The organism is Streptomyces sp. NPDC017202, assembly GCF_044331705.1.
Lineage (GTDB): Bacteria > Actinomycetota > Actinomycetes > Streptomycetales > Streptomycetaceae > Streptomyces.
The window spans coordinates 98854-113767 of record NZ_JBIRNP010000008.1; the positions used below are offsets into that span (position 1 = coordinate 98854).

The following is a 14914-nucleotide window of genomic DNA, read 5'->3' on the forward strand; positions in this document are numbered from 1 at the left end:
ATGAGGGTCATGGCGCAGATCGCGATGGTGATGAACCTCGACAAGTGCATCGGGTGTCACACCTGTTCGGTCACCTGCAAGCAGACGTGGACCAACCGCACCGGAGTCGAGTACGCCTGGTTCAACAACGTCGAGACCAAGCCCGGCGTCGGCTACCCGCGCCGCTACGAGGACCAGGAGCACTGGAAGGGCGGCTGGATGCTCGACAAGCGCGGACGCCTCGTCCTGCGCTCCGGCGGACGGCTGAAGCGCCTGCTGTCGCTGTTCTCCAACCCCGACCTGCCGTCCATCGAGGACTACTACGAGCCGGTCACCTACGACTACGACAACCTGATCAGCGCCCCGGCCGGGCCCGACATGCCGGTCGCCCGCCCCCGCTCGGTCCTCACCGGCAAGCCCACCGCCATCACCTGGGGAGCCAACTGGGAGGACGGCCTCGGCGGCGCGGCCGAGAACGCCGGCGCCGACCCCAACCTCACCGGGGAGTGGGCCGAGAAGGTCAAGTTCGAGTTCGAGCAGACCTTCCTCTTCCACCTGCCCCGGCTGTGCGAGCACTGCCTCAACCCGGCCTGCGTGTCGGCCTGTCCGTCCGGCGCGATGTACAAGCGGGTCGAGGACGGCATCGTCCTGGTCGACCAGGACAAGTGCCGCGGCTGGCGGATGTGCGTGACGGCGTGCCCCTACAAGAAGGTGTACGTCAACCACGCCACCGGCAAGGCCGAGAAGTGCACCTTCTGCTTCCCGCGCATCGAGGCCGGCCAGCCCACCGTCTGCTCCGAGACCTGCGTCGGACGGCTGCGCTACCTCGGCCTGCTGCTCTACGACGCCGACCGCGTCGGCGAGGCCGCGGCCACCCCGGACGAGAAGGACCTGCTGGACGCGCAGCGCGGTGTCTTCCTCGACCCGCACGACCCCGAGGTCGTCGCCGCCGCGCGGGAGTCCGGCATCCCCGAGGACTGGCTGGACGCCGCCCGCCGCTCCCCCGTGTACGACCTGGTCACGCGGTACAAGGTGGCCCTCCCGCTGCACCCGGAGTACCGCACGCTGCCCATGGTCTGGTACGTCCCGCCGCTCTCCCCCGTCCTGGACGCCGTGGACGCGGCGGGCGGCAACCAGGACGACCCGGACCACGTCTTCGCCGCCGTCACCCGGCTGCGCATCCCCCTGGAGTACCTGGCGGAGCTGTTCGCCGCCGGCGACGCCGACGTCGTCGCCGGGGTGCTGATGAAGCTCACCGCGCTGCGCTCGTACATGCGCGAGCGCTCCCTCGGCGAGGAGGGCGACGAGTCCGTGCTGAAGGCCGTCGGCCTCACCGTCCGGGAGGCCGAGGACATGCACCGGCTGCTCGCCGTCGCCAAGTACTCCGACCGCTACGTGGTGCCCGCCGCGCACAAGGAGGACGCGGCCGCGCTGAGCGCGATGGAGAACCGCTGCCCGGTCGAGTCGTCCGGCGAACCGGCCGACGCCGGTGGCCGACGGGTGATGCTCGGCATCCCCACCCTGCGCCGCAAGTCCACGGGAGACCCCGCATGAGTCCGCTGCCCTCCACGATCCCCGCCCTGGTCCGCACCCGTGTCCGGGCGGCCGTGCGCCGCCCGGCCCGGCTCACCCCCGAAGAGGCCGAGGCGCGCACCCTGGTGCTGCGCATGTGCTCCCTGCTGCTGCAGTACCCGGACGCCGAACTCGTCGCGGCCCGGCCGGTGCTGACGGCCGCCGCCGAGGCGCTGCCGGCCACGCCCGCCGCCGGACACCTGGCCGACTTCGCCTCCTGGTTCGCCGGGCAGGAACCGGAGGACCTTGAGCGGCACTACGTCGAGATGTTCGACCTGCGCCGCAAGAGCAGCCTCTACCTCACGTACTACCTGCACGGCGACACCCGCCGCCGGGGCATGGCCCTGCTCACCCTGAACCAGCGGTACAAGGCCGCCGGCTGGGACACCGACGGCGGCGAGCTGCCCGACCACCTGCCGGTCGTGCTGGAGTTCGCCGCCCTGGCCGGCCCCGGCGGCGGCGAGGCCCCGCTGCGCCAGCACCACCGCGGCCTGGAGCTGATCCACCGGGCCCTCACCGACGCCGGCTCGCCCTACCGGCACGTCCTGGCCGCGCTGCTCACCCTGCTGCCGCCGCCCACCGAGGCGGACCGCGCGGCGGTGGCCCGGCTCGTCGCCGAGGGCCCGCCGAACGAGGACGTCGGCCTCGACCCCTACGGCACCTACGGAGACGGGGAGTTCGCCCCTCCGGGCACCTTCGTGCCGCCGGTACCCGCTCCGCCGACCCGTGTGCCGCCCGCCCCGACCATCCGTACGGAAGGCCCCCGATGAACGCCGCGCTGTCCCCCTCGGCCGCCGCCCCGGCAAGCGGCGCCGATCTCCTGCTGTGGGTCGCCGTGCCCTACGTGTGCCTCGCCGTGTTCGTGGCCGGGCACGTCTGGCGCTACCGCCAGGACCAGTTCGGCTGGACCTCGCGCACCAGCCAGCTCCTCGAACACCGCTGGCTGCGCTGGGGCAGTCCGCTGTTCCACCTCGGCGCCTTCATGGTCATCGCCGGGCACGTGGTGGGGCTCGCCGTTCCCGACACGTGGACCGAGGCCGTCGGCATCACCGAGCACGCCTACCACACCACGGCCGTCTGGGCCGGTTCGGTGGCGGGCGTCGCCATGGTGACCGGGCTGGGCATGCTGTGCACCCGCCGGCTCCTGACCCGGCAGATCCGCCTGGGCACCGACCGCAGCGACAAGGTCCTCTTCCCGCTGCTGTCGGCGACCGTCCTGCTGGGCATCACGGCCACGGCCGCGCACAACGTCTTCGGCGCCGGCTACGACTACCGCGCGACCGTCTCCGTCTGGTTCCGCGGCCTGTTCGTCCTCCAGCCGCAGCCGGAGGCGATCGCCGGGGCCCCGCTGCTGTTCCAGCTGCACGCCCTGTCCGCCTTCCTGCTCTTCGCGGCCTGGCCGTTCACCCGGCTCGTCCACGTGTGGAGCGCGCCGATCGGGTACCTCGCCCGTCCGTACCTGGTCTACCGGCGGCGAACCGCGCCGGCACCGGCTCCGGGCGCGGGGGCGAGGGCGGGCGGCCGCGGCCGGACGGCGGCGGGCTCCCGGCGAGCCGCATGAGTCACGGACGCGCGCTCGCTCCCGACGCCCCGGCCGTCCGGCGCCCGTCCGCGGTGGGGGCGGGCCGCCGCACGGGATGGGTGATGGTCCTCACCGGGGCCGTCGGCTGGCTGGCCTCCTTCCAGCTCACCGTGGACGACTGGCGGCTGCTCCGCGACCCGTCCTACCGGCCGCCCTGCAACATCAGTCCCGTGGTGAGCTGCGGCAGCGTCATGTCCAGCCCCCAGGGCAGTCTGTTCGGCTTCCCGAACATGCTGCTGGGGCTGGGCGCGTTCGCCGCGGTGACCGCCCTGGGGGCCGCCGTGCTCTCGGGGGCACGCCTGCACCGCCGGCTGTGGCTCGCGCTCACCACCGGGGCGCTGGTGGGGGTGGTGTTCGTCCACTGGCTGATCGGCCAGTCGCTGTACACGCTCGACAAGCTCTGCCCCTACTGCGCCGTCGTGTGGGTCGTGACCATCGCCCTGTTCTGGTACACCGCCCTGCACTGCCTGGAGCGCGGGATCGTCCGCGTCCCGCCGGGGGCGTGGGCGGTCCTGCGGGACACGCACTGGATGCTCCTGGGGGCCTGGTACGGAGTGATCGCGCTGCTCGTCCTCACCCGGTTCTGGCCGTACTGGAGCAGCCTGCCGTGACGGGCCCGGCCGACGCCTCCGCCCTGCCCGTGGTCGTCCAGGTCGTCCGGGGCAGGCACGGCCTCAGCCTGGGCGAGGAGAGGACGTGGGCGGGTCCGGGGAGCTGGATCCACCCTCCCCTCTGCCCGCCCGCCTGCCTGCCTGCCCGCCGCACACGGTGTGCGCCACCGAGCCCAGCGTCATGCCGCTGACCATGCTGCCCGCCCCGGAGCCGTCCGGACCCGGGACGCCCTCCGCGGCCTGACCCGCGCCCGCCGCCGCGCCCGCCGCCGCGCCCGCCGCCGCGCCCGCCGCCGCGCCCGGCCCACGCCGGCTCGTGCCACCGGCCGAGGGGGGGGGCCCCCCCCCCCCGGGGGGCCCCCCGCCCGGGGCCCCCCCCCCCGGCCCCCCCCCCGCCCCCCGCCGCCCCCGCCCCCGCCCCGCCCCCCGCGCCCCCCGCCCCCCCCGCCCCCCCCGGGCGCGGCCCCCGGCCCGCGGGGCCCCCCCGCGCCCCGGGGGGCCCCGATCGGCCGGTCCCGCTCACGCGAGCTCCAGCACGTCCCGGACCGGGCGGCGGGGGGTGGCCGGGCCCCGCGGTCCGTAGCCGAGGCGCAGCACCATCTGCACGCTGCCGGTGTCCGATCCCGGGTCGCGGGTCAGCAGGCGCAGGGTGCGGTCCTCCAGGGAGTGGGAGCTCAGGGAGGTGGCCAGGTCCGCCAGCGTGGCCTCCAGCAGCACGCGTTCCATGGCCTGCCCGCCCCGCAGCCAGTCGGCGGGACCGTCCCCCGGGGTGCTCAGCAGGGCGAGCAGCGGGGTGCGCTCGAAGTCGGTGGTGCCGCGGTCGGCCACCTGCCGGCGGCCCGTGAAGTCCCGTACCGGGGCCCTGCCGTCCCGTCTGCGCGGCCCGAACGCGTACTCGGGGACACCGTCGACGGCGGTGTCGGCCTCGGCTCCGAGCCGCGTCCAGCGGACCAGGTCCTCGTTGACGTGCGGGTCGATGACGTCACGGCTCTCGGCGTCGCGCACCAGGCCGAGCACGGTCTCGGAGTGCCACGGGCCGGGGAAGTCCAGCGCGGCCCCCTCCCGCGCGGCGACGTCCCGCAACGCGGCCCGCACCTCCTCGGGGATGTCCTTCTCGGCGAAGGGATGGCGGCTGGTGTGCCGCTGCCGGATCGCCGGGTGCAGCCGCACCAGTTCCTCGTCGCCCGTGGCGCCGGCCGCGTCGGCCAGCCGGACGGCGGCGAGCAGCAGCGGGTCGTCCGGCTCGGGCAGCAGCGTCGTCCGCGGCGCGAGGTCCGCGTGGGCCGCGGCGACCCGCAGGTTGAACAGGGCGGCCCCGCACCCGATGTACAGCGCCCGGTTGTCGGGATCGGAGCGGGGCATGGCCCGCTCGAGGTCGGCCCGCAGCAGCAGGACGCGCTCGCCGCTCAGCCAGCGGAACCGCCAGGGCTGCGCGTTGTGCATGGACGGCGCCGTGGCGGCCTCGGCCACCAGCGCGCTCACCGTGTCCGCGTCGAGCGGTCGCTCGGCCATGGCATCCTCCTCGCACGGCACCGGGACGGCACCGGTCCCCGGTACCGGGTACCCCGGCCGGCGGGACCGCGTGCGTTCCGGCGCACCGTCGGTGCTCCTGCGTCGTTCCTGCCCTCCACACATCACGCGGAGGGCGGGACGCGCAACGTCCCCATGGTCCCCGAGCCGGGGCCGGTCGGCCCTCCCGTCCGCGCGCGGCCGCCGCCGGAGGGGGAGGCACCGGGTCCCGGACGGCGCACGCACCGACGCCCCCTCCGGCGCGCTCATGGCGCGGGGCCGGACGGGGCGGGGGGACGTGGCGGGGCGGGGGCGGGACCTGGCCGGGCGGAGGAATCCGGCCGGGCGGAGGAATCCGGCCGGGCGGAGGAATCCGGCCGGGCGGAGCCGGGAGGCCTCCGGCCCCACGGCTCGCCCGGCGGCGTCAGCGGCCTTGGTGCCTGAGCCGGTCCTGGGCCTGGGTGGCGATCACGGCGGCCTGGATGCGGCGCTCCACCCCGAGCTTGGCCAGCAGCCGGGAGATGTGGTTCTTCACCGTCTTCTCCGCCAGGTACAGCCGCTGGCCGATCTGGCGGTTGGTCAGCCCCTCACCGATGAGGGCCAGGATCTCCCGCTCCCGCTCCGTCAGTCCCGGCAGGGCGTCGGGCTCGGGCTCCGGCTCCTGGCCCTGGCGCAGGCGGGCCATCAGCTTGGCGGTGGCGCTGGGGTCGAGCAGGGACTGGCCGGCGGCTACCGTCCGCACCGCCGACACCAGGTCGGAGCCCTGGATCTGCTTCAGCACGTAACCGGAGGCGCCCGCCATGATCGAGTCCAGCAGTGCCTCCTCGTCGTCGAACGAGGTGAGCATCAGGCAGGTCAGTTCCGGCATCTGGGAGCGCAGCTCCCGGCACACGGACACGCCGTCGCCGTCCGGGAGGCGCACGTCGAGCACGGCGACCTGGGGGCGCAGTGCGGGCACGCGCACCAGGGCCTGCTCGGCGGTGGCGGCCTCGCCGACCACGGTGATGTCCGGCTCGTCGTCGAGCAGGTCGTGCACCCCGCGCCGAACCACCTCGTGATCGTCCAGCAGGAAGACCCGGATCGGGTTGCCGGGTCCGGGCTGCTCGCCGTCCGCCATCAGATACTCCTCGTTCCGCATTCGTTCTGCATCGTCCGAATTCCGGCCGGGCCTCGCCCGAACGGGTACTGCCGGCCATTGTCGCAGTAGATCCTGCTCGACACCGGGCCGAAGGGCCAGGGCCGACCGGCCCTACTCGCCCAGGTGCCCCGTTGACCGCCCGGCCACCCGATCGTCCCATTGCGGGCCGCGCCCGGACCGGCCGGGGGCCACGAACGACCGGAAGCACCGCCGCCGGTGGGCGGAGGTGCTTCCGGTCCGTGCGATCACGCGGGTCCTCACAGGAGCCAGCGGTTACGGCTGACGAAGGGAAGCCGCGCCCAGACCCTGCCCAGGCCCCAGGTGGCTCCGGCGCCCGCGGCCGCGAGGGCGATGAGGACGACGGCGTAGACGAGGTGGTAGTCGGCGAACGGGTTGGTCGACATGCTCGCCGACCCGTCGGAGAGGTGCTGGGCGGGCGGCCACTCCGCGACCCACATGAGCGCCATCATCACGGTTCCGGCGACCGCGGCGAGCCGCAGGCCGATGCCCGCGATCAGGGCGAGGCCGATGCCGAGCAGACCGAGCATGAACAGCCAGTCCGCCCAGGCAGCGCCGGCCCAGTCGTGGAAGGTGGACTCCATCGGGCCCACGGCGACGGAGCCGAGGAATCCCTTCGTGGGCGAGCCGCCGTCGATCCACCCCTTGCCGGAGCCGGTGGCGTAGCCGAGGCCGAAGGTCTTGTCGAGGAAGGCCCACAGGAAGACGAAGCCGGTCAGCAGGCGGAGCCCGGCGAACACGTGCGCCCGCGTCGCGGTGGCCGCGGCGGTCGCCTCGTCGGCGGAGGCGGGAGCCGTCGAGGTCCGCGCCGGGGAGGGGAAGCGGAATCCCAGGTGCCGGTGCGGGTGGTCGTGGAGTGCCATGATGCTCATCCCTTTCGAGGGGGGAGGCGCCGGTTGTGGTGGACTCTCGTTGCACCTTCAATGTCCCGCGTCGTCAACTCCCCCGAGAGGGGCTGCAGGACCCCGGACCACGGGCCGAACGTCCCGTGTGCGCGGGGCTGTTCGGGATCGGGGACCGGGGTTCAGGCGATGAGGTGCAGCCCGTACGGGGGGCGGCCGGCGGCCAGCTCCCGCCCGGTGACCAGCTCGGGTTCGATGCGGACGAGGACCTCCTGCGGCGCGGGCACCCAGGAGTCGGGGCCGGTGCGGGCCAGGCGGTCGCGTTCGGCCGGGTCGGTCACCACCGTGGCCCGCCCGGTGACGACGACGCTCCAGCCGGAGCGCCGGGCGACGTCGACCTCGTCGGTCTCGAAGGCCACCACCGCGCCGTCGACGGCGCGGGCCAGCTCCGAGGCCGCGGAGGTGCGCAGCAGGACGGCGCCGTCGCGGTCCAGGGCGAAGTCGACCGGCAGCACGGCGGGCAGGGCCCGTCGGGTGTAGACGACGCGGCCGACGGGCGCCCGGGCCATCAGCCGCAGGCAGTCGTGCCGCTCGAGTTCGCGGAAGCCGTCGTCGGAGTACATGGGGCAGACCGTCCTTCGCCTGGTCCAGCGGTGTCACGTCCCTCCACTGTGCGCCGGAGGAGTTCCCGGGAACGAGGGCCATGGGTCCCGGCCGGGCCGGAGAACGCCCCGTCGTCGCACGGCCGGTCGGTACGGTGTCCCGCTCCTCGAACCGGGGAGCCGGGGGATTACGTTGGGCGCATCGACGCAGGACATCGGGCGAGGGAGACGGCATGACCGACAAGAGGACGGCGAAGGTGCCCCGCGCGGCGTACGAGCGGGAGCTGCTGCGCCTGCAGACGGAGCTGGTGAAGCTCCAGGAGTGGGTGCGCGCCGAGGGCGCCCGGCTGGTCGTGGTGTTCGAGGGCCGGGACGCGGCGGGCAAGGGCGGCACCATCAAGCGGGTCGCCGAGAACCTCAACCCCCGCGTGGCGCGGATCGCGGCGCTGCCCAAGCCGACCGAGCGCCAGCGGACCCAGTGGTACTTCCAGCGGTACGTGGAGCATCTGCCGGCCGCCGGGGAGATCGTCCTGTTCGACCGTTCCTGGTACAACCGGGCCGGCGTCGAGCACGTGATGGGCTTCTGCACCAAGGAGGAGCACCAGCTGTTCCTGCGGCAGTGCCCGATCTTCGAGCGGATGCTGGTCGAGGACGGCATCCTGCTGCGCAAGTACTGGTTCTCGGTGAGCGACACCGAGCAGCAGGAGCGTTTCCGGCGGCGGTTGGAGGATCCCCTGCGGCGCTGGAAGCTGTCCCCCATGGACCTGGAGTCGATCACCCACTGGGAGGCGTACTCCCGGGCCAAGGACGAGATGATGGTGCACACCGACATCGTCGAGGCGCCGTGGTTCGTGGTGGAGAGCGACGACAAGCGCCGGGCGCGGCTGAACATGATCGCCCATCTCCTGGACTCCGTGCCGTACCACGAGGTGCCGCCGCCGGTGCTCGAACTGCCGCCCAGGCCGTCGTCGACCGGCTACGAGCGCTCGCCGCGCGATCTGCGGACCTACGTCCCCGACCACGCGGCGAACCTCTGAGCTTCCCGTCCGGACCGGACCGGGCTCGCCGCCCCGGTCCGGACGAAAGACCCCGGGCCGCCCGGTGGGGGTCGGGTCACCGGTGCGGTACGACCCCCACCGGGCAGGCGGAGCGGCGCAGCGCCTCGTGGGCGACCCGGCCGAGCCGGAGGCCGAGGCGCCCCTCACGGCGGGTGGCCCCGACCACCAGCAGGCCGGCCTCGCGCGAGGCGTCGAGCAGGACCTGACGGGCGGGGACCGGGGTTCGGGCCCCAGGGTGGCGCCGGGAGCGGGGGCGGTGCAGAGACCGCGGGCCCCCGGGGCCACCGTCGGTACCGCGTCGCACCGCCGCGTACGGCCTGCCCGGGGTGCCGACGTCCGTGAGATCCTTCGGCCCGAGGAGGATCATGTCCGAGAGTTCCGTCCGCCACGGCCACGGGTGGCGCCGTCTGCTGCCCGGACTCGGTGCGCTGCGCGGCTACCGGCGCGCGTGGCTGAAGGGCGACGTGCTGGCCGGGGCGACCGTGGCCGCGTATCTCGTGCCCCAGGTGATGGCGTACGCCGGTGTGGCCGGCCTGCCGCCGGTCGCCGGACTGTGGGCGATCCTGCCCGCGCTCGGCCTGTACGCCGTGTTCGGCTCGTCCCGTCTGCTGTCGGTCGGCCCGGAATCGACGACCGCGCTGATGACGGCGACCGTGGTGGGGCCGCTCGCCGCGGGCGATCCGGCCCGGTACGCGGCGCTGGCCGCCGCCCTGGCCGTCACGGTCGGCCTGCTGTGCGTGCTGGCGTGGGCGGCGCGGCTCGGCTTCGTCGCGGACCTGCTGTCCCGGCCGGTGCTGATCGGCTACCTGGGCGGCGTGGCGCTGATCATGATCGTGGACCAGTTGCCCAAGCTGACCGGTGTCCGCACGACGGGTTCCGCCTTCTTCCCCCAGCTGTGGTCGTTCGTCACGCACGCGGGGGACGTGCACACGGCCACGGTGCTGGGTGCCGCCGTGGCGCTCGTGGTCCTCTTCACCGTGGCCCGGCTCTTCCGCGCCGTCCCCGGTCCCCTGCTCGTCGTGGTGGCCGGAACGGCGGCGGTCTCCCTCTTCGGCCTGGACGACCGGTTCGGCCTGAAGGTGATCGGCGACGTCCCCTCGGGCCTGCCCGCCGCGGCCCTGCCGAGCCTGACGGACCTGCCCCGGCTGGTGCTTCCCGCCGTCGGGGTCCTCCTGGTCGGCTACACCGACTTCATCCTCACCGCGCGGGCCTACGCCCGGCGCGACGACGAGGGCCCCGGGCTCGACGCCAACCAGGAGTTCCTCGCCCTCGGGGCCGCCAACCTGGGCGCCGGCGCACTGCAGGGCTTTCCGGTCAGCAGCAGCGCCAGCCGCACCGCGCTCGCCGCCTCGGCCGGCGCGCGCAGCCAGGCGTACTCGCTGGTCGCCGGGGTGGGCGTCCTCTCCGTGCTGCTGTTCCTGAGCCCGCTGCTGTCCCGGACCCCCACGGTGGTCCTCGGGGCGCTCGTCGTCTACGCGGCCGTGCGCATGATCGACCTGGCGGGGTTCCGGCGCCTGGCGGGGTTCCGGCGCCGCGAACTCCTGCTGGCGCTCGGCTGCCTGACCGGGGTCCTCGCCCTGGACATCCTGTACGGCGTGCTGGTCGCCGTCGGCCTGTCCGTGGCCGAGCTGCTCTCCCGGGTGGCCCGCCCGCACGACGCCGTCCTGGGTCTGGTCCCCGGTGTCGCGGGCATGCACGACGTCGACGACTACCCGCAGGCCCGCACGATCCCCGGTCTGCTGGTCTACCGCTACGACTCCCCCCTCTTCTTCGCCAACGCCGAGGACTTCCGCCACCGCGCCCTGGCCGCCGTCGACGAACAGCCGGAGCCGGTCCGCTGGTTCGTCCTGAACGCCGAGGCCAACGTGGAGGTCGACATCACCGCTCTGGACGCGCTGGACGCCCTGCGCCGCGAACTCACCCACCGCGGCGTCGTCTTCGCCCTGGCCCGTGTCAAGCAGGACCTGCTGGACGACCTGACGGCGTACGGCCTCACCGAGGCCGTGGGCCACGACCGCGTCTTCCCCACCCTGCCGACGGCCGTGGCCGCGTACCGGACGTGGTGCCGCGACCGGTAGGCCGCCGGCCGGGGTGCGCCCCGGCGTACACCCCGGCGGGGCGCGGGACAGGGCCGGGCGGGAGGCCGTCCCGGGGCCGACCGGTCCCGTGCCGGAGCGGACCGCGGGGGCCGATGTGCCCGAACCGCGGGGCCGTTCGGCCCTGCTTCGCCCGGTGGCGCGAAACAGCGCCGAAACACGGCCGGGTGCCTGCTACACAGAAGGTGCCGCCCGACGCGACGCGGCGCACTTCCCCCTCGTCCCCCTGCCCGGGAGGCTCCATGCTGTCCGCAGAATCCGCCGCCGTGATCCGTGCGACCCTGCCCGCCGTGGCCGGCGCGCTCGACGAGATCACCACCCGCTTCTACGGCGCGATGTTCCGCGACCGGCCCGAACTGCTCGACGGGATGTTCAACCGCGGCAACCAGGCCAGCGGAGCACAGCGCCGCGCCCTCGCCGGTTCGATCGCCGGGTTCGCCACCGCGCTCCTCGACGACCCGGACACCCGCCCGGACACCCTGCTGGACCGCATCGCCCACAAGCACGCCGCCGTCGGTGTCACCGACGACCAGTACACCATCGTGCACAAGTACCTCTTCGGCGCGATAGCCGAGGTTCTCGGCGACGCCGTCACCGCGGAGGTGGCGGCCGCCTGGGACGAGGTGTACTGGCTGATGGCCGGCGCCCTGATCGGCCGGGAGGCCCGCCTGTACCAGGACGCGGGCGTGGAGCCCGGCAAGGTGTGGCGGCGGTGGACGGTCGTCGAACGCCGGACCGAGACCCCGGACGTGGTGTCCTTCCTGCTGCGTCCCGCCGACGGCCGGCCGGCGCCGCGCGCGCGGGCGGGCCAGTACGTGAGTGTCCGGGTCCGGATGGCCGACGGCGTGCACCAGCTGCGCCAGTACAGCCTGTCCGGCGAACCGGGCGGCGACCTGCGGCGGATCACCGTCAAGCGGGTCGCCGGGGCGGCCGGAACGCCGGACGGCGAGGTCTCCGGCCTGCTCCACGAGCAGGTCCGCGAGGGCGACGAGCTGACGCTCTCCGCGCCCTTCGGCGATGTCTTCCTCGACGACCCGGCCGACGCCGGCACCCCGGTCACGCTGGTCTCCGCGGGCATCGGCGGCACCCCCATGACCGGCATCCTGGCCCACCTCGAAGCCCTGGGTTCGACCCGCCCGGTGCTCGTCCTGCACGCCGACCGCTCCCCCGCCGACCACGCCCTGCGCGCCGACACCCGCGGGCTCGTCGAGCGGCTGCCGAACGCGCGCGCCGTGTTCTGGTACGAGCGTCCCGGTGCGGAGGAACCCGACGCCCGCGAAGGCCTGATGAACCTCGACGGCATCGACGTGCCCGCCGGTTCCACGGTGTTCCTGTGCGGCCCGCTGCCGTTCATGCGCGAGGCACGCGCACAGCTGCTGCGCGCCGGGGTTCCGGCACGCGGCATCCGCTACGAGGTCTTCGGCCCCGACCTGTGGCTGCCCGGCACGGCGGCCTGACAGCGGGGGGAGGACACCGCGGAGTGGGGCCGCGGTGGACACGGGCCCGGTCGGTGACGGTTCACCGGCCGGGCCTTTCGCGTGCCCGCCCGACGGCGACGTCGGGGCCGTTCGGACCGCACCGGTGACCAACGGCCCCCTGACGGCGCCGACCGGCGCGGGAGAGGCTGTGGCCGTGGGTCACCGGCCGGGTGACCGGAACGAGGAGTGGTGTGCGATGGCCAAGGCGTATCTGGTGGGCAGCGGGATGGCGGCACTCGCCGCGGCCACGTTCCTGATCCGCGAGGGCGGGTTCGACGGTGCGGACATCCACCTCTTCGAGGAGAAGCGCGACATCGGCGGCAGCCTGGACGCGGGCGGCACTCCCGAAGCCGGCTACACCATGCGCGGCGGGCGGATGTTCGAGGCCGAGTACCGCTGCACGTACGACCTGCTGTCCGGCATTCCCTCCCTCGACGACCCCTCGGTGTCGGTCACGCAGGAGATCCTCTCCGGGCACGAGGAGTTCGCCTGGGACGACATCGCGCGGCTCGTCGACGCGGACGGGAAGATCGTCGACACCCGCTCGATGGGGTTCTCCGAACGCGACCGCCTGGACCTGGTGCGCTGTCTGGCCGCGCCCGAGGGGCACTTCGACGGCAAGCGGATCAGCGACTGCTTCGGCGAGCACTTCTTCACCACGAACTTCTGGTTCATGTGGTGCACCACGTTCGCCTTCCAGCCCTGGCACAGCGCGATCGAGTTCCGCCGCTATCTCAGGCGCTTCGTCCACCTCTTCCCCGGGTTCGGCTCGATGTCCGGCATCCAGCGCACCCGCTACAACCAGTACGACTCCCTCGTGCGCCCGCTGAGCACGTGGCTGCGCGAACGGGGCGTCACCGTGCACACCGGCTGCCACGTCACCGACCTCGGACTCGCGCCGGGGCACCGCGGCACCACGGTCGAGACCGTCCATCTCTCCCGGCACGGACGGAACGAGAAGATCGCCGTGGCCCCCGAGGACCTGGTCCTGGTGACCAACGGGTCCATGACCGACGCCTCCAGCCTCGGCTCCCACACCGCCGCGCCGCCCGAGCACCCCCACCGCTCGGACGCCTGGCTGCTGTGGCACCGGCTGTCCCGCGGTCGTGCCGACTTCGGGAACCCGGCCGCCTTCGACAAGCGCGTCAAGGAGTCGCGCTGGGAGTCGTTCACGGTCACCGCCGAGGACCCCGCCTTCCTGGACGCGCTCGCGGAGTTCAGCGGCCGCGAGACCGGCCGGGGCGGCCTGATGACCTTCACCGGCTCCAACTGGCTGCTCACCCTCGTCGCCCAGCGTCAGCCCGTCTACCGCGACCAGCCCGACGGCGTCTCGGTGTGGTGGGGCTACGGCCTGTTCCCGGGCCGTGCGGGCAACCACACGCCGAAGCCGATGACGATGTGTTCCGGCCGGGAGATCCTCGAAGAGGTGCTGCATCACCTGCCGTTCGACGAGGCGGTGCGGGACCGGGTCCTGAAGACCTCCACCGTCGTGCCGTGCCTCATGCCGTACGTCACCAGTCAGTTCCTGGCCCGTCGCCGCCACGACCGGCCGAAGGTCGTCCCGGACGGCTCGGTCAACCTCGCCTTCATCGGCCAGTTCGCGGAGGTGCCCGACGACGTCGTCTTCACCGTCGAGTACTCGGTGCGCACCGCGTGGACGGCCGTGGCCCAGCTCCTCGGCCTGCCCTCGGGGCCGCCCGAGGTCTACAAGGGCCACCACGATCCGCACGTGCTGGCCGCCGCGCTGGAGACCATGCACCGCCGGTGAGACCGGGGCGCGGCCGGTCACCGCGATCGCGCCCACGGCACACGGCACACGGCCCGGACGGGGGCACCGCGATCGCGGTGCCCCCGTCCGGGCCGTTCGTCACCGGTCTCGCCGCCGCTGCCCCGGGAGGTCCCGCGCACCGCGGCGGGCCGGACCCGCCCGGACGATCGCGACGGCCAGGAACAGGCCCGTCAGCCCGGCGGGTGCGGCGACCACCGCCCAGGTCCGGCCGGCGCCGCCGGCCGTCACGAGGACCGCCGAGCCCACCGCGGCGGCCAGGCCGACGCCCAGGAGGGTGACGAAGAGGGTGGCGCAGTGGTGGCGGGCGGAGCGGGGCGGGCCCTGGCCCAGCAGCGCCCAGTCGCGCAGGGTCTCCCGCGCCTCACGTCGGCGCTGCGCGGCCGCCCGGACCCGGAGACCGGCCGTGACGGCCGCGCCCGATCCGGCCGCGGCCACGGGCAGCCACCACGTCCGGGCGACCAGCAGCAGTACGGCGAGACCCGCGACCGTGGTCCATCCGCTCAGGCAGGCGGCCGCCGCGCTGCGGCGGGAGTCGGGCCGGTCGGCGCCCGCCCGCACCTCCGCGAGGGCGGGCAGGTACCAGACGCAGCCGGCGGCGGTCACCAGGGCGGTGCCCAGGGCCAGGACGGGCTGTGCCACG

At 74.4% G+C, this 14914-nt stretch carries 14 protein-coding genes; 8 read left to right on the plus strand and 6 right to left on the minus strand.

Annotated elements, in window-relative coordinates:
• From narH to ACH4N1_RS17735, 4 genes are read left to right on the plus strand one after another with little or no spacing between them, the layout of a single operon-like run.
• On the plus strand, positions 1-1533 hold the full coding sequence (gene narH, locus ACH4N1_RS17720) for a nitrate reductase subunit beta (RefSeq protein ID WP_398098060.1): 1533 nt from the start codon (positions 1-3) through the stop codon (positions 1531-1533).
• Positions 1530-2321: a nitrate reductase molybdenum cofactor assembly chaperone gene (narJ, locus tag ACH4N1_RS17725; RefSeq protein ID WP_398098062.1), complete on the plus strand. Its 792-nt coding sequence runs from the start codon at positions 1530-1532 to the stop codon at positions 2319-2321. Before narH ends, narJ begins: the two co-directional genes overlap by 4 nt.
• Positions 2318-3112 (plus strand): respiratory nitrate reductase subunit gamma, encoded by a 795-nt coding sequence (gene narI, locus ACH4N1_RS17730; RefSeq protein WP_398098063.1) that lies wholly within the window; start codon positions 2318-2320, stop codon positions 3110-3112. The genes narJ and narI overlap by 4 nt, the downstream gene beginning before the upstream one ends.
• On the plus strand, positions 3109-3744 hold the full coding sequence (locus ACH4N1_RS17735; protein WP_398098065.1) for a vitamin K epoxide reductase family protein: 636 nt from the start codon (positions 3109-3111) through the stop codon (positions 3742-3744). Before narI ends, ACH4N1_RS17735 begins: the two co-directional genes overlap by 4 nt.
• A gap of 519 nt (positions 3745-4263) precedes the next feature.
• Here ACH4N1_RS17735 and ACH4N1_RS17740 read toward each other — a convergent pair.
• The 4 genes from ACH4N1_RS17740 to ACH4N1_RS17755 form a co-directional block, all read right to left on the minus strand.
• Positions 4264-5256 (minus strand): Acg family FMN-binding oxidoreductase, encoded by a 993-nt coding sequence (locus ACH4N1_RS17740; protein ID WP_398098067.1) that lies wholly within the window; start codon positions 5254-5256, stop codon positions 4264-4266.
• 421 nt (positions 5257-5677) lie between these two features.
• A complete protein-coding gene (locus tag ACH4N1_RS17745) occupies positions 5678-6370 on the minus strand; it encodes a response regulator (protein ID WP_398098351.1) in 693 nt (230 codons plus the stop codon).
• Positions 6371-6648: 278 nt separating this feature from the next.
• A complete protein-coding gene (locus ACH4N1_RS17750) occupies positions 6649-7272 on the minus strand; it encodes a hypothetical protein (protein ID WP_398098068.1) in 624 nt (207 codons plus the stop codon).
• Between the two features lie 161 nt (positions 7273-7433).
• Positions 7434-7874 carry a pyridoxamine 5'-phosphate oxidase family protein gene (locus ACH4N1_RS17755; RefSeq protein ID WP_398098070.1) on the minus strand — a complete coding sequence of 147 codons (441 nt, stop codon included), beginning with the start codon at positions 7872-7874 and terminating at the stop codon, positions 7434-7436.
• Between the two features lie 212 nt (positions 7875-8086).
• On the opposite strand from ACH4N1_RS17755, the gene ppk2 reads away from it, so the two are divergent.
• The gene (gene ppk2, locus ACH4N1_RS17760; RefSeq protein ID WP_398098072.1) at positions 8087-8890 is read left to right on the plus strand and encodes a polyphosphate kinase 2; all 804 of its coding nucleotides are present in this window, start codon (positions 8087-8089) and stop codon (positions 8888-8890) included.
• Positions 8891-8966: 76 nt separating this feature from the next.
• Here ppk2 and ACH4N1_RS17765 read toward each other — a convergent pair whose 3' ends face one another.
• The gene (locus ACH4N1_RS17765; RefSeq protein WP_398098073.1) at positions 8967-9278 is read right to left on the minus strand and encodes a universal stress protein; all 312 of its coding nucleotides are present in this window, start codon (positions 9276-9278) and stop codon (positions 8967-8969) included.
• Between ACH4N1_RS17765 and ACH4N1_RS17770 the strand changes: the two genes are divergently transcribed.
• The 3 genes from ACH4N1_RS17770 (at position 9277) to ACH4N1_RS17780 (ending at position 14253) form a co-directional block, all read left to right on the plus strand.
• On the plus strand, positions 9277-10989 hold the full coding sequence (locus tag ACH4N1_RS17770; protein WP_398098074.1) for a SulP family inorganic anion transporter: 1713 nt from the start codon (positions 9277-9279) through the stop codon (positions 10987-10989). The two genes, ACH4N1_RS17765 and ACH4N1_RS17770, sit on opposite strands and share 2 nt — an antisense overlap.
• A 260-nt stretch (positions 10990-11249) precedes the next feature.
• Positions 11250-12464 carry a globin domain-containing protein gene (locus tag ACH4N1_RS17775; RefSeq protein ID WP_398098076.1) on the plus strand — a complete coding sequence of 405 codons (1215 nt, stop codon included), beginning with the start codon at positions 11250-11252 and terminating at the stop codon, positions 12462-12464.
• 217 nt (positions 12465-12681) lie between these two features.
• A complete protein-coding gene (locus ACH4N1_RS17780; RefSeq protein ID WP_398098078.1) occupies positions 12682-14253 on the plus strand; it encodes an oleate hydratase in 1572 nt (523 codons plus the stop codon).
• A gap of 99 nt (positions 14254-14352) precedes the next feature.
• Here ACH4N1_RS17780 and ACH4N1_RS17785 read toward each other — a convergent pair whose 3' ends face one another.
• Positions 14353-14913: a hypothetical protein gene (locus tag ACH4N1_RS17785; protein ID WP_398098079.1), complete on the minus strand. Its 561-nt coding sequence runs from the start codon at positions 14911-14913 to the stop codon at positions 14353-14355.
• Between the last annotated feature and the right edge of the window lies 1 nt (position 14914).